This window comes from Nocardia jinanensis (genome assembly GCF_014645735.1).
In the GTDB taxonomy this organism is placed as follows: domain Bacteria; phylum Actinomycetota; class Actinomycetes; order Mycobacteriales; family Mycobacteriaceae; genus Nocardia; species Nocardia jinanensis.
On sequence record NZ_BMMH01000003.1, the window covers coordinates 408,974 to 433,641 of the forward strand.

Annotated in this window: 24 protein-coding genes and 2 pseudogenes; 10 read left to right on the forward strand and 16 right to left on the reverse strand. The window is 68.1% G+C overall.

All coding sequences use genetic code 11. The annotated features are described in order from the left end of the window. Positions 1-153: 153 nt before the first annotated feature. The 4 genes from IEY68_RS10735 to IEY68_RS36740 form a co-directional block, all read right to left on the reverse strand. Complete coding sequence (locus IEY68_RS10735) at positions 154-675, reverse strand: hypothetical protein (protein ID WP_058854215.1); 522 nt, start codon at positions 673-675, stop codon at positions 154-156. Between the two features lie 603 nt (positions 676-1,278). Then, entirely contained in the window at positions 1,279-4,227 is a 2,949-nt protein-coding gene (locus tag IEY68_RS10740; RefSeq protein ID WP_189094202.1) for a beta strand repeat-containing protein, read from the reverse strand. Between the two features lie 719 nt (positions 4,228-4,946). Continuing rightward, positions 4,947-6,536, reverse strand: coding sequence for an AMP-binding protein (locus IEY68_RS10745; RefSeq protein WP_058854213.1), 1,590 nt, complete (start codon positions 6,534-6,536; stop codon positions 4,947-4,949). A 149-nt stretch (positions 6,537-6,685) separates the two neighbouring features. Continuing rightward, the gene (locus IEY68_RS36740) at positions 6,686-6,820 is read right to left on the reverse strand and encodes a hypothetical protein (RefSeq protein WP_267886562.1); all 135 of its coding nucleotides are present in this window, start codon (positions 6,818-6,820) and stop codon (positions 6,686-6,688) included. Positions 6,821-6,886: 66 nt separating this feature from the next. On the opposite strand from IEY68_RS36740, the gene IEY68_RS10750 reads away from it, so the two are divergent. Next, the gene (locus tag IEY68_RS10750) at positions 6,887-7,360 is read left to right on the forward strand and encodes an RrF2 family transcriptional regulator (protein WP_058854212.1); all 474 of its coding nucleotides are present in this window, start codon (positions 6,887-6,889) and stop codon (positions 7,358-7,360) included. Between the two features lie 87 nt (positions 7,361-7,447). Then, complete coding sequence (locus IEY68_RS10755) at positions 7,448-8,662, forward strand: NAD(P)/FAD-dependent oxidoreductase (RefSeq protein WP_082681239.1); 1,215 nt, start codon at positions 7,448-7,450, stop codon at positions 8,660-8,662. 20 nt (positions 8,663-8,682) lie between these two features. Here IEY68_RS10755 and IEY68_RS10760 read toward each other — a convergent pair whose 3' ends face one another. Next, positions 8,683-9,855: an MFS transporter gene (locus IEY68_RS10760; protein ID WP_229718705.1), complete on the reverse strand. Its 1,173-nt coding sequence runs from the start codon at positions 9,853-9,855 to the stop codon at positions 8,683-8,685. A 26-nt stretch (positions 9,856-9,881) separates the two neighbouring features. Continuing rightward, the gene (locus tag IEY68_RS10765; protein ID WP_058854260.1) at positions 9,882-10,535 is read right to left on the reverse strand and encodes a GntR family transcriptional regulator; all 654 of its coding nucleotides are present in this window, start codon (positions 10,533-10,535) and stop codon (positions 9,882-9,884) included. Between the two features lie 159 nt (positions 10,536-10,694). On the opposite strand from IEY68_RS10765, the gene IEY68_RS10770 reads away from it, so the two are divergent. Continuing rightward, positions 10,695-11,489, forward strand: coding sequence for a thioesterase family protein (locus IEY68_RS10770; RefSeq protein WP_058854210.1), 795 nt, complete (start codon positions 10,695-10,697; stop codon positions 11,487-11,489). A 211-nt stretch (positions 11,490-11,700) separates the two neighbouring features. Here IEY68_RS10770 and IEY68_RS10775 read toward each other — a convergent pair whose 3' ends face one another. After that, positions 11,701-12,330 (reverse strand): TetR/AcrR family transcriptional regulator, encoded by a 630-nt coding sequence (locus tag IEY68_RS10775; protein ID WP_058854209.1) that lies wholly within the window; start codon positions 12,328-12,330, stop codon positions 11,701-11,703. A gap of 71 nt (positions 12,331-12,401) precedes the next feature. On the opposite strand from IEY68_RS10775, the gene IEY68_RS10780 reads away from it, so the two are divergent. Continuing rightward, positions 12,402-12,911 carry a GNAT family N-acetyltransferase gene (locus IEY68_RS10780; RefSeq protein WP_058854208.1) on the forward strand — a complete coding sequence of 170 codons (510 nt, stop codon included), beginning with the start codon at positions 12,402-12,404 and terminating at the stop codon, positions 12,909-12,911. A gap of 38 nt (positions 12,912-12,949) precedes the next feature. Here the strand turns inward: IEY68_RS10780 and IEY68_RS10785 are convergent, their stop codons facing one another. From IEY68_RS10785 to IEY68_RS10795, 3 genes are all read right to left on the reverse strand, one after another. Next, entirely contained in the window at positions 12,950-14,746 is a 1,797-nt protein-coding gene (locus IEY68_RS10785) for a hypothetical protein (protein WP_058854207.1), read from the reverse strand. A gap of 360 nt (positions 14,747-15,106) precedes the next feature. Beyond that, entirely contained in the window at positions 15,107-15,532 is a 426-nt protein-coding gene (locus tag IEY68_RS10790; protein WP_058854206.1) for a nitroreductase family deazaflavin-dependent oxidoreductase, read from the reverse strand. A 37-nt stretch (positions 15,533-15,569) separates the two neighbouring features. Then, a complete protein-coding gene (locus IEY68_RS10795) occupies positions 15,570-15,896 on the reverse strand; it encodes a hypothetical protein (protein ID WP_058854205.1) in 327 nt (108 codons plus the stop codon). Positions 15,897-16,028: 132 nt separating this feature from the next. Here IEY68_RS10795 and IEY68_RS10800 point away from each other — a divergent pair, with 132 nt between their 5' ends. Next, a complete protein-coding gene (locus tag IEY68_RS10800) occupies positions 16,029-16,613 on the forward strand; it encodes a TetR/AcrR family transcriptional regulator (RefSeq protein ID WP_058854204.1) in 585 nt (194 codons plus the stop codon). 162 nt (positions 16,614-16,775) lie between these two features. Here IEY68_RS10800 and dmpG read toward each other — a convergent pair whose 3' ends face one another. From dmpG to IEY68_RS10815, 3 genes are all read right to left on the reverse strand, one after another. Beyond that, positions 16,776-17,825 (reverse strand): 4-hydroxy-2-oxovalerate aldolase, encoded by a 1,050-nt coding sequence (gene dmpG, locus IEY68_RS10805; protein WP_058854203.1) that lies wholly within the window; start codon positions 17,823-17,825, stop codon positions 16,776-16,778. A gap of 80 nt (positions 17,826-17,905) precedes the next feature. After that, on the reverse strand, positions 17,906-18,868 hold the full coding sequence (locus tag IEY68_RS10810; protein WP_082681238.1) for an acetaldehyde dehydrogenase (acetylating): 963 nt from the start codon (positions 18,866-18,868) through the stop codon (positions 17,906-17,908). Continuing rightward, entirely contained in the window at positions 18,865-19,713 is an 849-nt protein-coding gene (locus IEY68_RS10815; protein WP_373292964.1) for a 2-keto-4-pentenoate hydratase, read from the reverse strand. The genes IEY68_RS10810 and IEY68_RS10815 overlap by 4 nt, the downstream gene beginning before the upstream one ends. A gap of 111 nt (positions 19,714-19,824) precedes the next feature. Between IEY68_RS10815 and IEY68_RS10820 the strand changes: the two genes are divergently transcribed. Next, on the forward strand, positions 19,825-20,592 hold the full coding sequence (locus IEY68_RS10820; RefSeq protein ID WP_058854202.1) for an IclR family transcriptional regulator: 768 nt from the start codon (positions 19,825-19,827) through the stop codon (positions 20,590-20,592). A gap of 42 nt (positions 20,593-20,634) precedes the next feature. Here the strand turns inward: IEY68_RS10820 and IEY68_RS10825 are convergent, their stop codons facing one another. Continuing rightward, entirely contained in the window at positions 20,635-21,264 is a 630-nt protein-coding gene (locus tag IEY68_RS10825; protein ID WP_199804901.1) for a class I SAM-dependent methyltransferase, read from the reverse strand. A gap of 57 nt (positions 21,265-21,321) precedes the next feature. Between IEY68_RS10825 and IEY68_RS10830 the strand changes: the two genes are divergently transcribed. After that, positions 21,322-21,765 carry a helix-turn-helix domain-containing protein gene (locus IEY68_RS10830; protein ID WP_058854201.1) on the forward strand — a complete coding sequence of 148 codons (444 nt, stop codon included), beginning with the start codon at positions 21,322-21,324 and terminating at the stop codon, positions 21,763-21,765. Between the two features lie 102 nt (positions 21,766-21,867). Here the strand turns inward: IEY68_RS10830 and IEY68_RS10835 are convergent, their stop codons facing one another. After that, entirely contained in the window at positions 21,868-22,767 is a 900-nt protein-coding gene (locus tag IEY68_RS10835) for a LysR family transcriptional regulator (protein ID WP_058854200.1), read from the reverse strand. 110 nt (positions 22,768-22,877) lie between these two features. On the opposite strand from IEY68_RS10835, the gene IEY68_RS10840 reads away from it, so the two are divergent. Beyond that, positions 22,878-23,228, forward strand: coding sequence for a DoxX family protein (locus IEY68_RS10840; RefSeq protein ID WP_058854199.1), 351 nt, complete (start codon positions 22,878-22,880; stop codon positions 23,226-23,228). Positions 23,229-23,343: 115 nt separating this feature from the next. Here IEY68_RS10840 and IEY68_RS10845 read toward each other — a convergent pair whose 3' ends face one another. Next, positions 23,344-23,682, reverse strand: a complete 339-nt coding sequence (locus tag IEY68_RS10845) for a hypothetical protein (RefSeq protein WP_156426107.1) — start codon at positions 23,680-23,682, stop codon at positions 23,344-23,346. 215 nt (positions 23,683-23,897) lie between these two features. Here IEY68_RS10845 and IEY68_RS10850 point away from each other — a divergent pair. Together IEY68_RS10850 and IEY68_RS36090 are read left to right on the forward strand one after the other, a co-directional pair. Beyond that, a pseudogene (locus IEY68_RS10850) lies at positions 23,898-24,119 on the forward strand (AAA family ATPase); the annotation flags it as partial. A 35-nt stretch (positions 24,120-24,154) separates the two neighbouring features. Next, positions 24,155-24,340: pseudogene (locus IEY68_RS36090) on the forward strand (hypothetical protein); the annotation flags it as partial. Positions 24,341-24,668: the final 328 nt, after the last annotated feature.

The window sequence follows — 24,668 nt, forward strand, 5'->3', positions numbered from 1 at the left end:
TCGATGAACGGCAGCGGTGCACATGGCCGGTCGCGTCGACGCTACTGGGCGATGCCGCTACCGCCGCGATGGCGTGGACGTGAAGGCACTGACCGGACCCGGTCCGCGTCATCGTCGGCGCGGTACGCCGACCGGGCTGCACCCTCCGGAGTACTAATCGGTCGATTCCATCAGCAGATGCTCCAAGCTGGCAGTCCGGTCGGAGTAGCTGCGGACACCGATGACCGCGACGAACTCGCGATCACCGGCACGGCGCTGCAGCAAGCTCCAATTGTTGGCCAGATACCAACTCGCTCCGGGAGTACCGCGCGGCCCCAATCCCGCGCAATAGATGCAGTATCGACCGGGGTACAGGTCCGGGCTCGGTCGCGACCGCACGATGATGCCGATATTGCGGTCCCTGCTCGACTCATAGCTGCTTCCATCGCTCAACTCCAGGCGCCCCGGATAGAAGCCGCTGTCGGCATGGCAGTCCCGGATGGTGGCCAGCGGGAATTCGACGCTTTCGAGATGCTTACGTGTGCAGTCGTTGCTCGTGAACCCGAAGCTGATATACGGACGGTCGAAGTGCGCGGCCATTTCGCGGTCGCTCTGGAAATAGATCGGGAACCTGGTGTAGCGCTGGAGTAAGGAGAACACATACAGCAGCCCGCGAATATCGTTCTCCGGCAACATGGTCGGAGCGTCTATGCGACGATGAGGCGTGAGAAGACCGGCGGACCTCCCGAATCGGCGCTGCCGGGGAATTTCGGCTTCCCAGCGTGCTTCCACGGATGGCCCGGTCAGCTCGAGAGTCGGGTACACCAGGGTTGTCCCGAGGGTGGCCGCCTCAGCGCCGAGGAATTCTTGAAGTTGAATGTCGGCACCCGTTTGCCCGGCATGGTGCGAGCCAGGGGCGGCAGAGGCCGAATCGGCCATCTGAAACAATCCTTCCACCGTCCACCCCGGAAACATTTTCTCGAGAACCCGGCGGTGATAGTAGCGGGGAAGGCCGACCATTCGGCCCGAGAGCCATTGGTAGTACTGCGCTTTGGCCGGACCGTGACCGCGGAGAACGGGTGGGTCCAGCTGTGCCGCGCACCTGTCGTACGCCGCGAGGAAATCTGGATGACTATTGAGGTGCCGCTCCGCCAGCAGCATCTTGAGTACGGTTGCCAACGAAACCCCTTACCCCTGCGGCTTGCGCCCACGGCCGCCTGTCGCTGTTCGCTCAACCCACACCACAATGCGGCTGGGCCGCCGGTAATAACCCCTGCGACGGCCCAGCCCCATCAGTCGTCACACGTAGGTGTAGGCGACACCGTTGGTGGTTCCTCCTGCGGTGGTTGTAGTGATTTGTACGGTACCCGTCCCGGCGGGGGCGACGGCCGTGATCTGGAGGCCGGAGTCCACGGTGAACGAGGCCGCGGGTGTGGCACCGAAGTTCACCGCGGTGGCTCCCGTCAAGTTTATCCCGGCGAGGACGACTGTCGTTCCACCGCTTTCCGGCCCGGTATTCGGTATCACCACGGTCAGGCTGGGAAGCCCGACGTAGGTGTAGGCGACGCCGTTACTGGTCCCGCCTGCGCTGGTCACGGTGACCTGCACGGTACCTGTACCGGCGGGGACGACGGCCGTGATCTGGGTTGCCGAGTCCACAGTGAACGAAGTCGCCGGTGTGGCACCGAAGCTGACCGCGGAGGCAGTGGACAGCGCAGCCCCGGTGAGGACGACTATCGTCCCGCCGGCTTCCAAACCCACATTCGGAAGCACCGTGGTCAGAACGGGTACCGGAATATACGTGTAGGCGACGCCGTTGCTGGTACCGCCGAGTGTGGTGACGGTGAGTTGCACCGTTCCCGTACCGGCGGGGACGACGGCCGTGATCTGGGTTGCCGAGTCCACAGTGAACGAAGTCGCCGGTGTAGCACCGAAGCTGACCGCGGTGGCTCCGGCCAGCCCGGTGCCGGTGACGACGACCGTTGTCCCGCCGGCTTCCAAACCCACATTCGGAAGCACCGTGGTCAGAACGGGTACCGGAATGTACGTGTAGGCGACACCGTTGCTGGTTCCTCCGGGTGTGGTGACGGTGATTTGCCCGGTCCCGGTCCCTGCCGGGGCGACCGCGGTGATCTGGGTAGCGGAGTCCACGGTGAACGAAGTCGCCGGTGTGGCACCGAAAGTCACCGCGGTGGCTCCCGCCAGCCCCGTCCCGGTGAGGACAACCGTCGTCCCGCCGGACGCCGGGCCCACATTCGGAACCACAGTGGTCAGGGCGGGAACCGCGACGTAGGTGTAGCCGACGCCGTTACTGACTCCACCCGCGGTGGTCACGGTGAGTTGCACGGTCCCGGTCCCTGCCGGGGCGACCGCGGTGATCTGGGTAGCGGAGTCCACGGTGAACGAAGTCGCCGGTGTGGCACCGAAAGTCACCGCGGTGGCTCCCGCCAGCGCCGTCCCGGTGAGGACAACCGTCGTGCCACCCGCGACCGGGCCCACATTCGGAACCACAGTGGTCAGGGCGGGAACCGCGACGTAGGTATAGGCGACGCCGTTACTGACTCCACCCGCGGTGGTCACGGCGACCTGAACGGTGCCCGTTCCGGCCGGGGCGACCGCGGTGATCTGCGTAGCGGAGTCCACGGTGAACGAAGTCGCCGGTGTGGCACCGAAAGTGACCGCGGTGGCTCCCGTCAATCCCGTTCCGGTGAGAACAACCGTCGTGCCACCCGTTACCGGGCCCACATTCGGAACGACCGTCGTCAGGGTGGGAACCGCGACGTAGGTGTAGGCGATGCCGTTGCTGTTTCCACCTGCGGTGGTCACGGTGACCTGCACGGTGCCCGTTCCGGCCGGGGCGACCGCGGTGATCTGCGTAGCGGAGTCGACGGTGAACGAAGTCGCCGGTGTGGCACCGAAAGTGACCGCAGTGGCTCCGGTCAGTCCGGTCCCGGTGAGAACGACGGTTGTCCCGCCCGTTACCGGGCCCACATTGGGAACCGCCGTGGTGAGGGTGGGCACCGGAATGTAGGTGTACGCGAGGCCGTTGCTGGTTCCGCCCACGGTGGTGACGGTGACCTGCACGGTGCCTGTTCCGGCGGGGGCGACCGCGGTGATCTGCGTATCGGAGCCGACGGTGAACGAAGTGGCCGGCGTACCACCGAAAGTGACCGCGGTGGCTCCCGTCAATCCCGTTCCGGTGAGGACGACCGTCGTCCCGCCGGTGGCCGGGCCCGAGCTCGGAACCAGCGTGGTCAGGGTGGGAACCGCGACGTAGACGTAGGCGAGACCGTTGGTGGTTCCACCCGCGGTGGTGACGGTGACCTGCACGGTGCCTGTTCCGGCCGGGGCGACCGCGGTGATCTGCGTATCGGAGCCGACGGTGAACGAAGTCGCCGGTGTACCACCGAAGTTGACCGCGGATGCAGTGGACAGTCCGGTCCCGGTGAGGATGACCGTCGTCCCGCCCGCTGTCGGCCCGGTACCGGGAGTCAGGGAGGTCAGGCTGGGGACCGCGGCATAGGTGTAGGACACCCCGTTACTGGTTCCACCCGAGCCGGTGACGGTGACCTGGACGGTTCCGGTCCCGGGAGGGGCGATGGCGGTGATCTGCGTTGAGGAGTTGATGGTGAAAATGGTCGCGGTGGTACCGAACCGCACGGTCAGCGGACCGGTGAACCCGGTGCCGGTTATCGTGACAGTGTTACCGCCCGAGGCGGGCCCCGCGGTCGGCGAGATGGACGTGATAGTAGGTATCACGACGTAGATGAAGGGGACCGCGCCACTGGTACCACCTGGGCCGGTGACCGTGACCGGCACGATCCCGGCTCCGGCAGGGGATACCGCCGTGATCTGCGTATCGGAGTCGACGGTGAACGAAGTCGCCGGTGTGCCACCGAAGGCGACCGCGGTGGCTCCCGTCAGACCCGACCCGGTGAGCGTGACCGTCGTCCCGCCCGAGGTCGACCCTTGGTTGGGGCTGATGCTGTTCAACGCGGGCACCGGGACATAGGTGAAGGGAACCCCGTTGCTGGTGCCACCGGTCGAAGTGGTAACGGTGACCAGCACCGTACCGGACAGAAAGGCGGGGGCGATGGCGGTGATCTGGGTGGGCGAGTCCACCGTGAAGGATGTCGCCACATTACCGAACTTCACGTTCGTGACAATAGGATCGAAGCCGGTGCCGGTTATCGTGACACTGGTATTGGCGGGCCCGGAGGTCGGCGAGAGGGAAGTGATGGTAGGCATGGTGCTGCCTCCTTGTTGCTGAGTTGATGATTCCGCTGCACCGGGGGGCGCCCGACTCTTATTGAATCCCGGCTCTTTCCATTAACACCCTGTGTCGGTTACCGGGCAATGCCTCGGCCGATCCGTTTTCGTCCGTTTTCGGACGCGTTCCGGTGCGCCGAAGGCACCGCTACTGCGAACGATCAACCTGTAACCCACTGTGCCCCTGATGTTTACGACCCACGCGAGCCTGGCGTGTTCCCATCACGTACGTCACAGAGCTGAGGGGTTGCAACCAACCCTGGAAGCTGTGCGTCTGTCTTTCGTTTTCGCACAGTATGGGTGGTGCCTACACGCGAGCCATCGCCCGCGGCGACCCGTTCGAGTCGCTGGAGGAGAGGATTCAGAATTCACAACGGCAGACGGCACCCGGACGTTCGCGTTCTCGGAGATCATGATCGCGTTCGGGCAGACCGGTCGCGGTCATACGAGTTCCGCCCGACGAACTGTCGGATGGCCGACGGAGCGGCGGCGACGCTATTGAGGGCCGGTCGACGAGCGCGCCTATGAGCGTTATCGGAAATGGACCGGCACCCCGGCCGGGGTGCTGCGCCCCGGCCGGGACGGGGCGCGGACCTTCGTCGCACTGTGCCGCTGTAATCGAAGTTCGCTGCTGAGGCAGGCGCACTGCCGCGCCTGCCCGAACTTGCCCGGCGCCCGACCGGCCGATCGGCCCCGCCTCAGTTGACCTGTCGGCCCTCGCCCCAATACTGCGCGCGCAGCGCCTTCTTGTCCGGCTTGCCCAGCGGGCTGACCGGGATGCTCTCGGCGAAATCGACCGTCTTCGGTGTGTACACCGCGCCCTTACGATCCTTCACCAGCGCTTGCAGTTCCTCGGTGGCGACACTCTGCCCGTCACGCAGCACGACTACCGCCTTGACCGCCTCGCCCCATTTCTCGTCCGGGACACCGATCACGGCTGCCGCGCTCACCGCCGGATGCGCCGACAGCACATCCTCGACCTCGCGCGGGTACACGTTGAACCCGCCGGAGACGATCATGTCCTTCTTGCGGTCGACGATATAGAGGTAACCCTCCTCGTCCTGCCTGGCGATATCACCGGTGTGCAGCCAGCCGAATTCGGTGGCCTCCGCGGTCTGTTCGGGTTTGTTCAGGTACCCGTTCATCACCAGCGGCCCGCGGACGCACACCTCCCCTGGCTCGCCCTGGGGTACCTCGCCGCCTTTCTCGTCGAGTAGGGCCACCGATAGCCACGGCACCGGCCGGCCGCAGCTGGACAGGCGTTCCGGCTTGTTCAGATCGTGGTCGCCGCGGCGCAGCACCGAGATCGTCATCGGGCTCTCGGCCTGACCGTAGAACTGGAAGAAGATGGGACCGAACTTCTCGATCGCCTCGGCCAGCCGGGTCGGGGAGATCGCGGACGCGCCGTAGAACACCGTCTGCAGGCTGGACAGGTCGTATTTGTCCAGGTCCGGGCTGTCCAGCAGGGCGTAGAGCATAGTGGGCACCAGCATGGTCGCGGTGATCTTGTACTTCTCGATCGCCTCGAGCACCTTGGCCGGCTGGAAGTACGGGAGCACCACGATGGAACCGCCCTGCTGGGCGGTGGGGTTCCAGAAGGCGGCGCCGGCGTGACTGAGCGGGGTGCACACCAGGAACCGGACCTCGTCGGGCCATTCCCATTCGGTCATCTGGATACGCAGCATGGTGGTGCTGCCGCGGAAGCTCATCTCCACGCCCTTGGGCTTACCGGTGGTACCACCGGTGTAGGCCAGGCTCATGGTCGCGTTGGGATCCACCCGCGGACCGCGGACCCGCTCGGGGGTGAAGCCGGCCGCCAGTTCGATGAGATCGGTACCCACCGCCGACGGACCGAACGAGAACAAGTTCCGCAAACCGGGCACCTTCTCGCGCAACTGCGCGGCCCGCTCGTCGAAACCCGCCGGATCGTAGATCAGGGTTTCCACACCCGCGTCCTGGAGGACGTAGGCATGATCGTCGAGTGAGCCCATGGGATGCAGCGCCATGGCCCGCGACCCGTTCACGTTGTTGGCGCCCTGGGCGAAGATCACCTCCGGCCGGTTGGCCGAGAGCACCGCCACCGGAGAGCCCACGCCGAGTCCGGTCGAGGCCAGCGCCTGGGCAAAGCGGCTGATCTGATCGCGCACGTCGCGGTAGGTCAGGGTCGCGTCGTCGATATGGACCGCGGTGCGGTCGGCATAACGCTCGAGAGCTTTGCCCAGCAGATCCACCGCGAGCGGCTCGCGGTGCAGCAGGGCGGTGTCGTCGACGTGCGGTTCAGTGTTCATTCGTCTGCCTTTCGGGCCGGCCCGTAGAAGCGGCCCAGTGAAAATCGACCGGCGCCCCGGCGCGGTCACGGGCCGCGGGCACCGCCACATGGCGCCACGGCCCGTGAACCACACACGGGGCTCGCAAACCGGGAAAACTATAACACGTTCTACTTTGATTCCGTGGCCGATCCCGCCGACCCGGACATACCGGCGAGCGCGGTCGGGCAGGCCTCGGCATAGCCGCGCACCAGCGGACGGGCGTCCGCGCGCCGCCAGGCCAGCGCCAGTTCGCTGGGGCTCACCCCGCGCACCGGCCGCGACGCCCACGACCTTGCGGAACCCAAATAGGGATAGTTAGTATCCCGGTTATGAAGATGGGCGAGGGCGTCGAATGGAGCTTGCACTGCTGTGTCACGCTGACCTGGCTCGATGATCAATGGCCGGTCCCGATCGCCCGGCTGGCCACCTGGTTCGACCTGCCGGTCGAGTACTTGAAGAAGCGGCTGCAGGCGCTGGTCCGCGCCGGAATCCTCACCTCCACCGCGGGGGTGCGGGGCGGGTTCGGCCTCGCCCGCCCCCCCGAGCGGATCACGGTACTCGAGGTGGTCACCGCCATCGAGGGCGGCGTGGACCCCTTCCGCTGCACCGAGATCCGGCAGCGCGGCGGCAGTGGGCGCGCCACGGGCGCGGAATTCACCCAGCCGTGCGGTATCGCACTGGCCATGCGTCGCGCGGAGCTGGCGTGGCGGCGTGAACTCGCCGCCCAGACCATCGCCGACCTCGCCGCCGGAGCACCGGCCACTTCCGCGGAACGCACCCGGCGCGGATTCGCGAACTCCTGACCGGCGGCGATCCGCCGAGATCACACCACGCCGCCGCGGGCACCTAATAGAGACATTTGATATCCCGATTATTCTCAGGAGGAGAAGATGACCGGAACAGTGGTACTGGGCGGCGGGTTCGCCGGAGTGTGGAGCGCGGCTGCCGCGGTCCGGGTCGCTCGCGCGGCCGGACGGGATCTGCCCGTCACCCTGATCGACCCCGGCGACGACCTGGTGATCCGCCCACGCCTCTACGAAGCCGATCCAGACCGGATGCGAGTGCCGCTGGATCACATTCTGGGGCCCGTCGGCGTCCGCCGGATCGCGGCGGCCGCGACCGGGATCGACACCGCGCGCCGGACCGTCACCGTCTCCGAACGCGATGGCGGCGAACGTGAAATCGAGTGGGAGCGGCTGATCCTGGCCACCGGCAGCCGACTCGTCCGGCCCACTGTGCCCGGCGCCGAGCTGCTCTTCGATGTGGACACCCTCCCCGCGGCGACGAAACTGGACGAACACCTGCACCGCCTGCGGGAACTCCCACGGGACGAGGGCCGTCTGACCGCCGTGGTCATCGGCGCCGGCTTCACCGGCCTCGAGATCGCCACCGAACTGGTGGATCGGCTCGGTGCGCTGCCCCGGGCGGCGAGTGAGCGGGTCCGGATCGTCCTCGTCGAGCGCGCCGCAACGGTCGGCCCCGAACTCGGCCCCGGGCCGCGCCCGCAGATCCTCGCGGCCCTGGCCGCGCTCGGCGTGGAACTGCGACTGGGCGTGAGCGCGGCAGCGGTGGAGCCCGCGGGCGTCGCCCTCTCCGACGGCGACCGGATCGCGGCGCGCACGGCGATCTGGACCGCCGGGGTGCAGGCGAGTCCGCTCACCGCCGATATCCCGGCTCGACGCGACCGGCTGGGACGCCTGGAGGTGAACGAGCGACTGGAGGTCGCCGGGGTGCCCGGCGTCTACGCCGCGGGCGATACCGCGACGACCCGCGCCGAATCCGGGCAGCGCGTGCTGCAGTGCTGTCAGCACGCGCTGCAACTCGGCAAGTTCGCCGGCCACAACGCCGCCGCCGATCTCCTCGGATTGCCGTCCGTACCGTTCGCGGCGACACCGTATGTCACCTGTCTCGACCTGGGCGCCGCCGGAGCGGTCTTCACCAACGGCTGGGACCGCCGGGTGGTGGCGACCGGGGAGATCGCCAAGGCGCGCAAACGTAAGGTGAACGAGCTGTGGATCTATCCGCCCACCGACGATCCGGCCGAACTGCTGCGGCAGGCCGACTACCGCTTCTCGGTCCGGCAGATCACCGCGCCCAGCACCTGAACCCGGCGGCCGCGCCCTGCTCACCGCGCCGCGACCAGCTCCTTTTCCGGTACGGCAGCGATGGGCAGGTGCGCCCGGGAATGCCGCGTGATGACAGCGGTTCCCGACAGCGCCACCAGTACCAGCCCGCCGAGCAACACGGGGTAACCCGCGGCGGGGCTGAGCAGGCTCAGCAGCCACGGCAGGAGGAAGCCGAGGTAGGCCAGCGCGTAATAGGCGCCGGTGAGCGCGGCCAGTTCCGCCGGCGCGGCCATCCGCTGCAGTTCGAGCAGACCGGAGACCAGCGCGATACCGTACGCGCAGCCCAGGGCGAGAGCCGCCGCCAGGGCGAGTACAGGCGAGCGGACGATCGCGGCGAGCGCGCTGACCACCAGCCCGGCCGGTAGGACCGACATCGACACCACGACACCGCGCGCGCTGGTGGTCCGGTCGAGCCGCTTGGCAAGCGGCTGCACCAGGACACCGACCGTGAGAGTGGCGACCGTGATCGTGGTCGAATAGACCAGTCCCCACTCGCCGACCCGGTCGCCCACCAGCTGCGGCATGACCGCGTAGGCCACCCCGGCCGAGCCGAAGATCCACGGGGCCATCGGCAGCACGACCCGCCGGAAGCGCGGATGACGCAGCCCGGAGAATCGGCCGCCCGCGCCTGTCCCGGCCGGCCGGGTCTCCGGCGTCCGCAACACCGCCGGCAGTACGGCCGCCGCGAGTAGTACGTGCACGAAGTACGGCAGCACCATCGGAGCCGGTCCCCACTGGGCGAGCAATCCGGCGACCCCCGCTCCGAATCCGAAGCCCAGGGTCAGCCAGAGCGCGGCCCGCCGGGCTCCAGCCGCCGGGCCGCGGCCGGTACCGGCGGCGAGCTCGGTGACCCAGGTGGTGCCCACCGCCATGGCCACGGCCACTCCGAATCCGGAGACCAGCCGCCCGGCCGCGATCCAGCCGACGCCGTACACCCCGGCCGCCAGTAAGGGACTGGCCACCAGGGAGGCCAGCACCCCGGCGACCGCCACCGGCCGCCGCCCGAACCGTGCCGCCAGCGAGCCGCTGAGCAGCAGTCCCGGCACCAAGCCGAGAACATAGGCGCCGAGCAGCGCGTTCACCGTGAGCGCGGAACAGCCCTCGTCCCGGTACATCACCAGCAGTGGCGTGAACTGGTTACCGCCCCAGGCGCAGATGAAGATCGCCGCCACCGCACCGCACCACGTACCCGGCCTCATCACCGATGGGTCCCGTCGAGGTGCGCGCGCAGGGCGGTGGCGAACGCGACTTCGTCACCCGATTCGATGATGTCGATCAACTCGCCGTGCTCCCGCAATACGACGGGGATATGGCCGGGCACCGGGCCCAGGGCGGCGATGTTCATCCGGCGCTGCCGGTCGGCCAGGCCGGTGTAGAAGCGGATCAGCAGCGCGTTGTCCCCGGCGGCGACCAGGGTGCGGTGGAAGAGCTCGTCGGCTTCGGCGAAGGCGTTCAAATCCCCGAGTTCGGCGTACCCACGCTGGACCTCGAGTGCCTCGCGCATCCGGGCGATCGCGGCGGGGATCCGCTCCGGAGTGCGCAGCAGCCGGCGCAGGGCCGCCGTCTCGATGGCTTCGCGGGCGTCCAGCACGTCCTCGCCCTCGCCCGGCGGCACCGGGGCCACGATGGCACCGCGTTTGGGCACCAGGGTGAGCAGTTCCTCGGCCTGCAGCCGGACGAAGGCCTCCCGTACCGGCGTCCGGCTGAGCCCGAGCCGTCCGGCGATCTCGGTCTCGCTGAACAGGTGACCGCCGGGGAGCTCACCGGACAGGACGAGTTCCTTGGTGAGCTGATAGGCCCGGTCGGCCGCGCTCTGTCCGGGCGTTTCGGCGGGGTACGAGGAGGTCTGCACACCGCCCACTGTATCGAATGGATACAAGCTTGCATGCAAGCGTGCACTCGTCCATGCGCCCGAACGGGATACCGGCGCGGGAGGGTCCCGGCCCGGCGGTACGGTCGGCACAGCGACCGAACAGACGGCGCGACCGCCGACCGGACGAACGGACACGATATGAACGAGGCCTTCTACCTACCCGATCGGGCGGATCCGGAGCGGTTCGTGTCCACCGAGCTCACGCGCGGTCCGTGGTCACCGGACGCCCAGCACGCCGGGCCACCCTCGGCGCTGCTCGGGCATGTGATCGAACGGTGCGAACCACGACCGGGCTTCCAGGTCGGCCGCGTCGCCGTCGAGATCCTCGGCCCGGTCCCCCTGGCACCACTCACCGCGCAGGCACGTCTCGTCCGCCCGGGTCGCAGCGTGGAACTCATCGAAGCGACGCTGTCCACCGACCGCGGCCCGGTGATGCGAGCGAACGCATGGCGTTTCAAACTCGCCGATCCCGAACTCGCGATCCCCGAACATCTGCTGCCGACCGGGACACGACCGGGCCCCGATCAGACCCCCGCACCCGAACCGTTCCCCTCGGCCCAGGCGGTGGGCTTCCACACCGGTATCGAATACCGGTACATCACCGGCTCGTTCCGCGAACCCGGCCCCGCGGTGTGCTGGATCCGGTTGAAGTACCCGGTCGTCGCGGGCACCGCACCCAGCCCGCTGGAACGCGCGCTCGCCGCCGCGGATTCCGGTAACGGCGTGAGCGCGGTCCTCGACTGGGACCGCTATCTGTTCATCAACACCGATCTGACCGTGACCCTGCACCGCCAGCCGGTGGGCGAATGGGTATGCCTCGACGCCGTCACTCATCCGCAGCCGCATGGGATCGGCCTGGCCGAATCCGCGCTCTTCGACGAGAAGGGACCGCTGGGCCGCAGTACCCAAACCCTCTTCCTCGGGCCACGCTGACCCGTCCGCCGTCATACCGCGCATCCGCCGTCATACCGCGCGGGCCCTCCGACGACGGCACGCATCGCCCGCACCGAACTCGGCCCGCACCGAACTCGGCCCGCGCCGACCGGCCCCACCGGCCCGTCATACCGCCGGCCGGCCGCGGTGCGGGCGCGGAATCGGTGCCCGTCGCGCCGCGATCCGGACCACCGTGACGGGTGACGCCCGCCTACTCTCCCGAGGCGCCGACCACCGGTTCGACCCCCAGCTCCCCCAGTGCCGGTGCACCGAACTCCCGCCGGATCGCCGCGCCCACCCGGTCGTCCTCACCTGTCGCGAGCAGGTCGATCAGCGCCCCGCGCAGCACCGCGAGTACCCGGGTCCGTTCGGCCCGGCCCTGATCGGTGTCCCGGATGCGCCCGGGCTGCGCCGCCGCCAACACATCCAGCCAGTCCGCGACGGTCTCCCGGGCGAAATCGGCCCACGGGCCGGACGGTTCGACCAGTGACCGGACGTAACCCTCCAGCCACAGGGTGAGCAGAGCTCGCCGAGCGGGGTCGGACAACCACGCCCACAGCACCGCCGCAACCCGGGGCAGCCGATCGCGGGGCGGGCCCGATGCGGGCACATCTACGGCGGCCAGCAGCGCGAGTTCCTCGGACCGGGCCCGCGCGAGCAGAGCACGGACCAGCCCTTCTTTGCTGCCGAACAGGTACAGCAGCACCCGCGGACTGCTCCCGATCTCCTTCGCCAGCGGTCGCAGCGACATCTCCGCCAGCCCATGGGCCAGTACGTACCGATAGGCCGCTTCGAGCGGTTCGCTCCGCCGGGCCGAGGGGGTTGCGTCCGAGTCCGCCATACATGCGTTCTGACACCACTGAAACAGTCGTTTCAGTGGTGGGCAGCCTAGGCCGTACCCGGAGGACGGACATGATCGAGACAGACGCCGGCACGAAGCCCGGCCCGGTGATCCGCGCCCTCGGACAACCGGGTGATCCGGTCTGGATGGTGCAGGCGCACGGTGAGATCTACGCGGCCGAGTTCGGCTGGGACAGCAGCTTCGAAGCACTCGTGGCCCAGATCGTCGCCGGTTACGCGACCGAGCACGACCCCGGCCGCGAAGCTGCCTGGATCGCCACTCTCGACGGTGAACGGGTGGGGTGCGTGCACTGCACCCACGGCGACGACGAGACCGCGAGACTGCGGACTCTGCTGGTGGATCCCAAGGCCCGCGGTCGCGGTCTGGGCGATCGACTGGTCACGACATGCCTGGACTTCGCGCGCACCAGCGGCTACCGCCGGATCACGCTCTGGACCAACGATGCGCTCACCTCGGCGCGCCGGATCTACCGGGCACCCGGGTTCGAGCTCGACGACGAATACCGCCATCACAGCTTCGGCCGGGACCTGGTCGGACAGAACTGGTCCCGCGAGCTGTAGTGCCGGCGCGGATCCCACCGGCTCGTCTCCGGGCGGCCCTATCGAGGAGGTTCGTGCCCGACGAACACACCGGTGTAGTAGGGCCCGGGCAGCGCGTCGACGAGAACCGCGTACGGGTCGTCATCCGGCGGCCGGCCTTCGGAATCATCGGTGCCGGGTTCCCGCTCGGTGTCACCTCTGGTACAGCCGCCACCGCTCCCTGGGGCGGGAGCCCCCCACGATCCGGCGGGTACCGCGGCCATCGCGATAACCGGCGAGATGTCGAGTCCGGTCCACGGCGTGCGTCCTGACGGGACGGGAGCAGCGGGCCCACTCGGAGCACTGGTCCCACTAGGAGTCCCGATTCCGATTCCGATTCCGATTCCGGCTCCGGCTCCGGCTCCGGCTCCGGCTCCGGCTCCGGCTCCGGCTCCGGCTCCGGACCAGGCTGCCGGAACGGAGAACGGTACGACCCGGCCGAGGATCGCCGGGATCGGTGCGGCCGACTCCGCCACCCGCGGGGCGCGCGCCGGAGGTCGTGAGTCGAGCGAATCGGGAGCCGGCCGGCCGGCCGCGATCTGCGGGGTCGACGGCACCGGCATCGGAGCCGCCGACCCGGGCACCTCCGTGGCTCTTCCCGGACCGGAGCGGGTCTGCGGTGGCGCGGATACCGCTACGCCGGAATCCGTGGCCCGACCCTGCCGCTGTGTACCTCCGGCGTCCGCCCCGTCCGGGACGGACGTTCCGCTGTACAGCGGCGCCGGGATAACGCAGGGCACCACCGGCGGCGCTAGCACCACCGGCGGCACAGGCAGCGCAGGCGGCGCAGGCGGCGCAGGCGGCGCAGGCGGCGGTACGGGTTGCGACCGGTGCTCGTCCACGTGCCTCTTTTCGTGGGATTCGAACTCCGCACGCAGGGAGTCGAGTTCGTCGGCGAGGTCTTTCGCCCGCCCGCCCACCCGGTCGCTCGATGTCACCGCCTGGCCGAGTATCTCCCGGCCCCGCCCGAAGGCCTCGTTCAGCAGGTCCAGGGCGTGGGTCTGCACCCACGCGCCCGACTGCGGTGCCTCGGCCGCCCGGCGGTTCACGGTGTCGATGAGCGCGCCGACCGCCACGTGCCCCTCATCGGAGATCCGGTCGGCGCCTTTCGCGATCAGCTCCACCGCGCGGGCGTCGAGCTCCGCGAAACCGGCCGTCATCGTGTTCAGCCGTTGCGCTTTCGCCGCGTATCCGGGGATCCCGGCGTCGGTACCGGACACCTGCGCCGGCGGTTGCGGCGCGGGCGGGGCCTTGCGCGAACCCGTTCCGAAGCTCTGCCAGACATCGCACAGATAGCTGGGCAGATCGCGGTACATATCGCCCACCGAACCGGTGAGCTCTGCCGGCATCCGCAGGTTCGCCATCTGCGCGGGACAGCCACCGTTTCCGATATCGGTGGTGGCGATCTGCACCGGAAGCCGGGCCTGCGCCGAAACCTCGTATCCGCCGAATGCTCCGCCGAGCGCTGCGATCGGCCCGCCGCCGTGCGAGTTCCAGGGCATCAGCGCCTTGGTGGCGATCCGGTCCACTCGCTGCGCGGCACCGGCGGACAGCTTCTTCGTCGCCGCCGAAGCGATCCCGTCCCTCAGTAGTTTCCCGGCGAGGTTGGTCGCCCAAGCCCCGCCCGCGGCTCCGATTCCGGCGACGAGGGCTTCCTCCGCCGCAGCGCCACTGCCCTTGTCGTCACCCCATACACCGCCCGCGAAGGAACCTACCGCCGACCCGAGCATTGCCCCCGGCGGTCCGAAGAAGGCCGCACCGAGCGCACCACCGACGAACGCGCCGCCATCCGCCCAGGTGAAACCGAAAATGCCCACACCGCAAGGTATTTTCGGATATAGCGAGCATGGATGAGCCCTGACGCACCCCTAACGGGCGTTCCAGGCATATTGACGGGTGCGTACACCCGGTCAGCGCGCCGCCGACCACCCGGCCACCGTCTGAGCCGCACCGACACAACCAGCGCGATCGAAGCCGCACCGCCGGTTATCCGCCGACCTTCGCCTTCCGGTCCGGCCTTCATCTCCGGGGCCGCCGTGCCGGTATCGCGGCCGGTTCGGCGCCACCGGAGCCGAGACTGCAGCCCACGCCTACGCCGTGCTCAGCAGGTCGCCGAGAGATCCGGGAACGCTTCGCGTGATATGAGCCGGCGCGTCCAGTCGACGGATCGAGAACCGCTAGCCCGCGTCCCCCACCGGGCGCCGGGTGAGGGCGACCACCGGTACGGCCCGGCCGGCCGTGTGTTCGTACTCGGCCAGTGCGGGCAGGATCGCGACCATCGCGGCATGGAGACGATCGCGCTCGGGTCCGGGTTCGATCACCTCGGCGTCGGCTTCGAAGAGTTCGACCCCCACCTGAACCGTCACCGCGGGATGTGCGCGCAGATTATGGAACCAGGCCGGATTCCGCGGCGCACCGGCGTTCGAGGCGACGATCACGAGACGGTCGCCGTCACGCCGGTACATCACCGGTTTCGTATGCGGTAGACCGGATTTCGCGCCGATCGTGGTGAGCAGGAGCAGATCGTAGCCCGCGAAAGGCCCACCGACTCGCCCCTCACCCGCACGAAATTCCTCGATGACCTCGTCGTCCCAGGCGGCCATGGCTGCGTCCTCCGCGTCGGATACTGCGGACCGCTGTTCAGCGGAGCGCGATCGCCGGGGCGGGGTTCGGTTTGCCCAGCACCCGGTTCAACCAGAATGCCCCGCGCAACCCGTGAAAAACAGCCATAACGAGCGCACCGGCGCTCAATGCCGCGAATCCCGCCCACGGATGCGAGGCGAGATCGGCCCCGTACCCGAGCAGGGCCGCCATCACGAAGCCGAGCGTTCCCGCGATCGCGTTCCGTAGGGGCGCGTTTCCGGTGACATTGGGAAACTCCTCACCCATCATCCCCTTGGCGAAATGCGGAAAAGCGTTCGCGCCCATCACGCCCGCCGCCAAGCCCAGGACCACCGTCAGCAACATCGGAAACCACCTAATTCAGTCAACACTTGTAGTCTGAAACTATCAGCCACGCCGATTTCAGTCAACAGACGTAGTCCGAACGTCACCGATCGCGCGCCCGGGTCGCGACCGAGCGGGCCCTAGGCTGGTCGGGTGTCCGAAACCCGACCGACCCGAGCCGAACAGCGACGCCGCACCCAGGAACGCATACTGCGGGCGGCCACCCGCCTGTTCGCCGAAACCGGATACGAGCGCACCACCATCCGCGCTGTCGCGGCCGCTGCGGAAACCGATCCCAGCCTGGTCATGCGATATTTCGGGTCGAAAGAGGAATTGTTCGCCCGAGTCGCGGTCCCCGAACCCGACGCGCCGATCAGCGGCACACCGGAGCAGGCGGCCGAACAACTGCTCGCCGCGCTCGCGGCGAAGATCGAGGGCGAACCCGATACCGCCACGCTGGCCGCCATCCGGACCATGCTCACCCACTCCGATACCGCCGAGAGCGTGCGCGAGGCGATGACCGCCCGGCAGCGCCAGGCCGCCGGGCATCTGGGCCCCGACGACGCGGAACTGCGCGCCGGACTGATCGGCGCACTCACGATAGGTGTCGTCATCAGCCGGCACCTGCTGCACCTGGATTCCGTCGGTGACGCCGACCCCGACCGCATCGTGGAACTGCTACGCCCGGCCTTCCACGAGATCGCCCACGGCGACACCGACCGGAACCCGGCGTCGTGAGCAGCTCTTCCACAATGATTTCCACGACAGCAGCCGCTCCGTCTCGCCCCCGGACACGCCACTGGAGCACCCGGTAGGGAACCGGATGCCCCAGTCGTCCACCGGGATGCGCGGGTCAGGACCCGGCGCTCCGGCGGCGACCCGCCACAGCGGGTGAAACGATCAGACGGCCTGCTGCTCGGCTGCCTTCTGCTCGGCCAGCATGGTGAGTGCGATATCGACGATCATGTCCTCCTGGCCGCCCACCAACCGGCGCCGGCCGGCTTCCATGAGCAGCGTGCGGACATCGATGCCGTAGCGTTCGCTGGCCGCCTCGGCATGCCGCAGGAAGCTGGAGTACACCCCGGCGTAGCCGAGCGTGAGAGTTTCGCGATCCACCCGGACCGGCCGGTCCTGTAGCGGCCGGACCAGATCGTCGGCCGCGTCCTGGAGCGCGAAGACATCACAGCCGTGCTTCCAGCCCAGTACATCCGCGACCGCGACGAACGCCTCGATCGGGGTGTTGCCCGCGCCCGCGCCGTGCCCGGCGAGCGAGGCATCGACCCGGGTCACCCCGTTCTCCACGGCCACCACCGAATTGGCTACCGACAACGAGAGGTTCTCGTGCGCGTGGATCCCGAGTTCGGTGTTCGGGTCGAGCACGTCACGGTAGGCCAGGATCCGATCGCGCACACCGTTCATGGTGAGCCGGCCACCGGAATCGGTGACATAGACGCAGTGCGCGCCGTAGCTCTCCATCAGCTTGGCCTGAGCGGCCAATTCCGCCGGTTCGGCCATATGGCTCATCATCAGGAATCCCGAGACGTCCAGGCCGATCTCCCGCGCGGTCGCGATGTGCTGGGCCGCGACATCCGCCTCCGTGCAATGGGTGGCGACGCGCACCGAGCGCACGCCGAGACCCCAAGCCCGCCGCAGATCCTCGGCAGTCCCGACACCGGGCAGCAGCAGACTGGTGAGCCGCGCGTTCTTCAGGTTCGCGGCGGCGGCCTCGAGCCAGGTCCAGTCGCTGTGCGAACCCGGCCCGTAGTTGACCGAACCACCGGCGAGTCCGTCCCCGTGCGCGACCTCGATGGCGTCGACACCCGCGGCGTCGAGCGCGGCCACGATCTTCCCCACGTTCTCCGGGGAGATCCGGTGCCGGATGGCGTGCATACCGTCGCGCAGGGTCACATCCTGGACGAAAACGGATGGCACAGCTTCGGGCGAGCCCATCGTGCGTTCTCCTTGTCTATCGTGCATGAGCGAGGGCCCTGCATGGCTACGCTGCGCTCCCGCCTCCGGGCCTGACTCGCTCATGCTGCCTGCTGGGTGTTCTGCGCGATCCGCTCGGCGACCTGCAACCCGGCCGAGGTCATGATGTCGAGGTTGCCGGCGTAGGCGGGCAGGTAGTGCGCGGCACCCTCGACCTCGAGGAACACCGACACCCGGTGGGTCGGGAACGCGACATTGTCCTTGGCGAGCAGCGTGTGCACCGGCTGGTCCGGCGGGATCGCGTCGATCTGCACTTCCTGCTTGAGCCGGAAGCCCGGGACGTAGGCCGCCACATCGTCGACCATCTTCACCACGGAGGCCTTGATCTGCTCGTGCGAATCCGCGTCGGGCGCGGTCACCAGGCAGAAGACCGTATCGCGCATGATCAGCGGCGGTTCGGCCGGATTCAGGATGATCACCGCTTTACCGCGCTCGGCCCCACCGACGGTTTCGATGGCGTGCGAGGTGGTCTCGGTGAATTCGTCGATATTGGCGCGGGTACCCGGCCCGGCCGATTTCGAGGCGATGGAAGCCACGATCTCGGCGTAGGGCACCGGCACCACTCGTGAAACCGCGGCCACGATCGGAATCGTCGCCTGACCACCGCAGGTCACCATGTTCACGTTCGGCGCGCCGAGGTGTTCCTCGAGGTTCACCGGCGGCACCACGAACGGGCCGATGGCCGCAGGAGTCAGGTCGATCAGGCGTTTACCCAGCGGCGCCAGCCGCTCGTGGTTCTGTTTGTGCGCCTTGGCCGAAGTCGCGTCGAAGACGATCTCGATCTCGTCGAAATTCGGCAGCGCGATCAGGCCCTCCACCCCCTCATGGGTGGTGGGCACCTTCAGCCGGGCGGCGCGAGCCAGGCCGTCGGACTCCGGGTCGATACCGACCATGGCGCCCATCTCCAGGAACCGGGAATGGCGCAGCACTTTGATCATCAGATCGGTGCCGATATTGCCCGACCCGATGATCGCGACCTTGGTGCGTTTGTTGTTGTCACTCACTGGGATACCTCCGAGGCGGTGGTGAAGGAAGCCGTAACCGTCCCCAGGCCGGAGATGGCGGCGGTGACGGTGGCGCCCGGGTGCAGCGGCCGCATCGGACCGAGCGCACCGGAGAGGATCACCTGTCCGGCGCGCAGCGGCTCGCCGAAGGTGCGGGCCTGCTGGGCGAGCCAGGACAGGGCGTTGAGGGGGTCGCCGAGGCAGGCGGCGCCGTTACCGGTCGATACCTCGTCCCCATCGATACGCATGCTCATGGCGACATCGACGGGCTCGAAATCGTCGAGGGTCCGGCGCTCGGTCCCGAGCACGTAGAGCCCGCTCGAGGCGTTGTCGGCGACGGTATCGGCGAAGGAGATGTTCCAGTCGGTGATCCGGCTGTCCACGATCTCCAGCGCGGCTACCGCCTCGGCCACGGCCGCCCGGCACTGTGCGATATCGAGCGGCCCGTCGGCGAGGTCCGCGCCCAGGATGAACGCGATCTCGGCCTCGGCCCGGGGTTGCAGCAGCCGGTCGATCGGGATCACATCCCCATCGGAGTAGGCCATATCGGAGAACAGGACCCCGAAGTCGGGCTGGTCCACACCCAGCTGCTGCTGCACAGCCTGCGAAGTCGCGCCGATCTTGCGACCGACCACCGTGACCTCCGGGGAGACCCGGGCGGCATTGAACCGCTCCTGGATCCGGTAGGCGGTGGCGACATCGTCGGGGCTGATCAACCCGTCCCGCAGCGGCGCGCAGGTGCGGCGCGTCTCCGCGGCGGTGATCAGGCGTTGCGCGGCCCGGGCGACGATCGATTCGTCGATACCGGGCCCGCTGTCGCTGATGCTGTCGACAGTGGTTGCCACCACGACCTCCGTTCTCCTCTTCGTTGGGGTATTGACCAGTGCACACCTTGGAAGGGCAGCTGAACAGTAAAATGGTCCACTGACTGGACCAGTTTCACCAGGAGGGCCGCCATGCCGGAACACCGACTCGACGAGCGGTCCGTGCTGGGCCGGGCGTTGCTGATCCTGGAGGCGTTCGGGGTGGAGGACCAGGCCGTCGGACTGTCCGAACTCACCCGCCGCACCGCGCTGCCGAAGGCCACCGTGCACCGGATGTGCCGCGATCTGGTGACCGCGCGTCTACTGAGTTCCTCGCCGGACGGCTACCGGCTCGGCCGCGGACTGTTCGAACTGGGGATGCGGGCGGCCACCGAACGCACCCTGCTCGAAGTCGCGGTGCCCTTCCTCCAGGACCTCTTCACCCGCACCCGGGAGACCGTGCACTTCGGCGTACGCGACGGCGACGAGGTCGTCTACATCAGCAAGATCGGCGGCCACCGCCAGGCCCGCGCCCCGTCCCGGATCGGCGGCCGGATGCCGCTGTACTGCACCGCGATCGGCAAGGCGCTGCTCGCCCATTCCGGACCCGAGACGATCGACCGCATCCTGGCCGGACCGCTGATCAGGCGCACCCCCCGCACTGTGGTGGCTCCCGGCCTGCTACGAACCCAGCTGGCCCAGATCGCCGAACGCGGGCTGGCCTACGAACGCGAGGAGTCGGCCCTCGGCATCGTCTGCGTAGCCGCACCCGTACTCAGCGCCGACGACCAACCGCTGGCGGCCATCTCGGTCACCGGCCCGGTCACCCGATTCCACCCCGAGGCGCATGCGGCCTCGGTCCAGGCCGCTGCGACGGGGGTCGCGTCCATCCTGGCCCGGCGTGCCCAGAACACTGCGTGAACGGCGGCGGTTACCCCATGTCGCGAGCGGCCGGTCACCCGGCTAAGCGCCGAGCCCGCTCGGCTTCACCCCCAAGACCTGCACGGTCGTACTGGGACCGTGATGGAACACGCCCTCGGCGATATCGCGGTCCACCTCCCGGCAGTGCTCCAGGCGCAGCCCGGCCAGATCGCGACGGAGCTCGTCCGGTGTCGGCATTCCGTCCGCGACCGGCGGACCCCCGACCCCGGGCCGGTCCAGCTGGCGCGGCGTATAGGCCTCGAGCACGAACACACCCCCGGCCCGCAGCGCGCGCACACAGGCCGCGTGCACTCCGGGCCGCAGCGCCGACGGCAGATGCCCCCAGATGGAAACGATCCCCGACCAGCGCGCCTCGCCCAGATCGAACTCGGTCATATCCGCGACCACGGTTTCGATCTCCACCCCATGTCGCACGGCCAGCTCACGGGCATTGGCCAGCCCCACCTCCGACAGATCCACAGCCGTCACGGAGTGCCCCCGACCGGCGAGGAACACCGCGTTGCGACCCTCCCCCTCGGCCAAGCACAACACTGGGCCCTCGGGTATGCGGTCGGCCACTTCGCGTAGATAGTCATTGGGTTCGGTGCCGTAGGACAGGAACGGTTCCGCATACCGCTCGTTCCACATCTCGGCCGCTCCGGGCATTGCCATCATCGCTCCTGAATCTCGTGCTTGACGTCTACACCCAGACTGCAAGTTAATGTGAACATGAAGTCAACCCGCGGTGCCACGAAGTCGACTCCCGAGCGGTCCGACACGACCTATTCCATCGGCGAACTGTCCGCTCGCTTCGGACTCGCGACCCATGTGCTCCGACACTGGGAGAGCGTCGGCCTGCTCACTCCCGCGACCAGGGTCAGCGGGCGGCGCCGCTACTCACCGGCACATATCGCCCGGGTCGCGCTGATCCTGCACAGCAAGCAGGTCGGCCTCGGCCTGTCCCGCACCCGAGAGCTACTCGACGCCTGCGACGGTCCCGGCCGCCGCCGCGTACTCCGATCGCATCTGGACGAACTCGACGAGCAGCTCACCAGAATCCAGACATCGAAGAACCTGATAGCCCATGTACTCGACTGCCGCTACGAGGATTTCACCGAATGCCCCCGATTCCGATCGGAGATCCTCGCGGCCTGCGGAGACAATTGCGAATAGAACAGTGCGGGAACTGTCCATCGAGTGACACTCCCGGCTCCGCGAGTCGGGCATCTCCCGATGACTTTGTCGTGGGCATCGTCTTCGTTCGGCAGACTGAGATCAGGTAGTACCGGCACTCGACTCCGTGCAGCAATCGACGAATGCCTGCACTGCGGAGTCGGTATCGGATTCCGCGTGCCACACGACACCCACCCGGCTCGGCGCCACCCCGGTCACCGGGCGGTAAGTGATCCCGGGCCGCGCATAGAATCGTGCGCTGGACTCCGGCGCCAGCGCCACACCGTAGCCGTTGGCGATCGCGCTCAGCCACTCGTCCGGCTGATCGGTGACCGCGCCGATCCGCGGTGTCCAGCCCGTGTGTTCGTCCGCGCTCAGCCAGTAATCGCGCCAGGCACCGGTTTCCGCCGGGGCCGCCACGAAGGGTTCGTCCAGCAGGTCCTCGAAGGCAATGGCCTCGCGGGCCGCGAGCGGGTGCGCCGAGGCCACCGCCACCCAGCGCGGTTCACCGAACAACTCACGCACCCGGAATCGGTCCTGTGCCGGGAACGGTAACCGGAGCAACGCGACATCCACTTCGGCGTCGGCCAGCCCACCGGTCGGATCCGCCCACGACGCCTGCCGCATATCCACCCGCCAGCCCGGTAGCCGGCGGGAGAATTCCGCGATGATCCGCGGTGTCGCCTCGTTGGCGGCGCTGGCGAGGAACCCGACGCGTAGTAAGCGGTCGGCCTGCGCGGCGGCGCGCCGGGTCTCCTGAAGTGCCCGGTCCCATCCGGTGAGCAGCGAGGCCGTCCGGCCCGCCAGGGCTTCCCCGGCGGCAGTGAGTGCCATACCCGCCCGCGACCGCACGAAAAGCCGCACACCCAGCAGGTTCTCCAGCTGTTTGATCTGTTTGGTCAAGGCGGGCTGGGAGACGTACAGCCGTTCGGCCGCGCGGGTCAGGTTCCCTTCCGCCGCGACTGCGGCGAAGTAGCGCAGTAATCGGGTGTCGACATCCATTCCATCAGGTTATGAATGCAGGTATTGGTGCATCTCTCCGGGGCCGGACAGGATGGGTTTCAGTAGCGAATCGTGGTCTTTCGGACCGCCCCCGAACAGAGAGCGCAACAGTGCACACCACCTACCTCGTCGTCGCGATCGTCACCGCCGTATTGAATGCCGCGGACTCATTCGCCGGTTTCGCCCGGGCGAAGTTCGTTCTCGCCAACTCCGCCGAGGTGGGTGTGCCGCGCAGTTGGCTGCCCTGGCTCGGCGTACTCAAACTGGCGGGCGCGGCCGGGGTGGTGCTCGGCATCCTGGGCATGAAAGGAGTGGGTCTTGCCGCGGCGGTCGGCTTGGTCCTGTTCTTCATCGGCGCACTCATCGCACATCTCCGCGCCCGTGTCTTCTACAACATCGCCTTCCCGGGAACATATTTCGCCCTCGCTCTCGCGACCGCGGCACTCATAGTCGTTCAGTAGTATCGCCATGCCAGCGGCCGCGAAGTCGATAGTGAAAGGCGAGAGACGACCACCGGTCAGCCGAGGGATATTCCGACGCCACCGGCGAAGCCGGTGTGACCGTCGAAGATCGCGGCTACATATCGTATCTGAAACTCCAATGGATCGGGAATTGCGGGCCGTTCCTCCAGCTGTAACAGGCCCTGGTCACTTTCTTGGCCGGATGGGCGATGGCAGCTGCCATCGCAGCTTTACATTCTTTCTGACTGTCATGGTTCGATACGAATTCGGCGTTCGCGGTCCCGGCCATACCTACCGAAATGGTGGCGAAAACGGCTACCGCCGCAGTTGTAATCTGGATACGTTTCATAACATTCTCTCTCCGGATATCGACGTAGCTCCGAACGGCGCCGATCGCCAATCTAATGGGGGCAGTGGCGGTTTTGCGATCCACAGCCGCGGTTTTTACGGTCATCTGAGAATCAGAAGAACGGCCGGCGCGAGGGTTATCGCGCCGGATATCACTTCGCGCGTGCGACGAGCGCCGGGGCGGCAAGCGACCCCCACGAGCGGCGACGCGCTCCGGTCTCGACCAGAGCGGTGACAATGACCCGCTGCCCCACCGAGCGCACCGCCACTGGACCGCTGCGGCGAACCCTCCCATCGTAACGACAAGTGTCGTTGACATGCGCGATCTGCTATCTCGACGAGGTGGTCGAGGCCCGGCACGACTCGCTGGCGATCCTGCATTCGCTCACCGACCATCGCCGCGCGCTCTACCTGGACCGGGCCGACGAGGTTGTCCACGCACCGGAGACGTTCATGCTGGCCTGCTCCTACAACCCGGCCTACCGCAGTTCGCTCAAGGAGCTGAAACCGTCTTTCCGACAGCGGTTCATGACCCTCACGATTCCCAGCCCTTCTCACCGGGCGCGCCGGCCCCGCCGAACCCGTATCCGCTCTCGGGCCCGCCCTTCGGTGGACCGCCCGAGGCGGCCGGTCAACGGACGGCGCAGGACGAATGGAGTATTCAGCCGAAACCGGGATGGGACCGGATCGGTTTCCGCGAGTTGGTCCGGATCCACGAGGACCGCCTCGCCCGGCAGGCCACGCCGGAGGCACCGCCCCGCTGACGCGGAGACGGATTTCCGATGTGTACCGGCAGCCCGGCCCTGCCGGCGCACATCGGGCGGAGGGCGAGGCGTACGGCTCGTGGCTACTAAGGGCGCGTGTCAGAGAGTCGGCGCGTCGGTGTAGCAGGCCGGTTTCGAGGCGGCAGGGGCGCCGGCTCCGGCCAATGCCGGCCCGACGACGACAGTCGTGAGAGATCTTCGAAAACGAGTACTCGAGGTTTCGGTTCGCATATCGGTCGACTATCGGTGACCGGGCCCGGGACTACAAGGCCCGGATTCCGGGGCCCCAGTAGTGATGGCATGCGAACCGTACCTCGGTCCGGTGACA

Bases quoted from the DNA above. Each gene is read 5' to 3' on its own strand.
- IEY68_RS10830 (WP_058854201.1), top strand. From the start codon at position 21,322: ATGAAGTCAACCCGCGGTGCCACGAAGTCGACTCCCGAGCGGTCCGAC.
- IEY68_RS10790 (WP_058854206.1), bottom strand. From the start codon at position 15,532: ATGGCCGCCTGGGACGACGAGGTCATCGAGGAATTTCGTGCGGGTGAG.
- IEY68_RS10775 (WP_058854209.1), bottom strand. From the start codon at position 12,330: ATGGCGGACTCGGACGCAACCCCCTCGGCCCGGCGGAGCGAACCGCTC.
- IEY68_RS10780 (WP_058854208.1), top strand. From the start codon at position 12,402: ATGATCGAGACAGACGCCGGCACGAAGCCCGGCCCGGTGATCCGCGCC.
- IEY68_RS10845 (WP_156426107.1), bottom strand. From the start codon at position 23,682: ATGACCGTAAAAACCGCGGCTGTGGATCGCAAAACCGCCACTGCCCCC.
- IEY68_RS10835 (WP_058854200.1), bottom strand. From the start codon at position 22,767: ATGGATGTCGACACCCGATTACTGCGCTACTTCGCCGCAGTCGCGGCG.
- IEY68_RS10795 (WP_058854205.1), bottom strand. From the start codon at position 15,896: ATGTTGCTGACGGTGGTCCTGGGCTTGGCGGCGGGCGTGATGGGCGCG.
- IEY68_RS10750 (WP_058854212.1), top strand. From the start codon at position 6,887: ATGAAGATGGGCGAGGGCGTCGAATGGAGCTTGCACTGCTGTGTCACG.
- IEY68_RS10825 (WP_199804901.1), bottom strand. From the start codon at position 21,264: ATGGCAATGCCCGGAGCGGCCGAGATGTGGAACGAGCGGTATGCGGAA.
- dmpG (WP_058854203.1), bottom strand. From the start codon at position 17,825: ATGGGCTCGCCCGAAGCTGTGCCATCCGTTTTCGTCCAGGATGTGACC.
- IEY68_RS10820 (WP_058854202.1), top strand. From the start codon at position 19,825: ATGCCGGAACACCGACTCGACGAGCGGTCCGTGCTGGGCCGGGCGTTG.
- IEY68_RS10770 (WP_058854210.1), top strand. From the start codon at position 10,695: ATGAACGAGGCCTTCTACCTACCCGATCGGGCGGATCCGGAGCGGTTC.
- IEY68_RS10735 (WP_058854215.1), bottom strand. From the start codon at position 675: ATGTTGCCGGAGAACGATATTCGCGGGCTGCTGTATGTGTTCTCCTTA.
- IEY68_RS10755 (WP_082681239.1), top strand. From the start codon at position 7,448: ATGACCGGAACAGTGGTACTGGGCGGCGGGTTCGCCGGAGTGTGGAGC.
- IEY68_RS10740 (WP_189094202.1), bottom strand. From the start codon at position 4,227: ATGCCTACCATCACTTCCCTCTCGCCGACCTCCGGGCCCGCCAATACC.
- IEY68_RS10745 (WP_058854213.1), bottom strand. From the start codon at position 6,536: ATGAACACTGAACCGCACGTCGACGACACCGCCCTGCTGCACCGCGAG.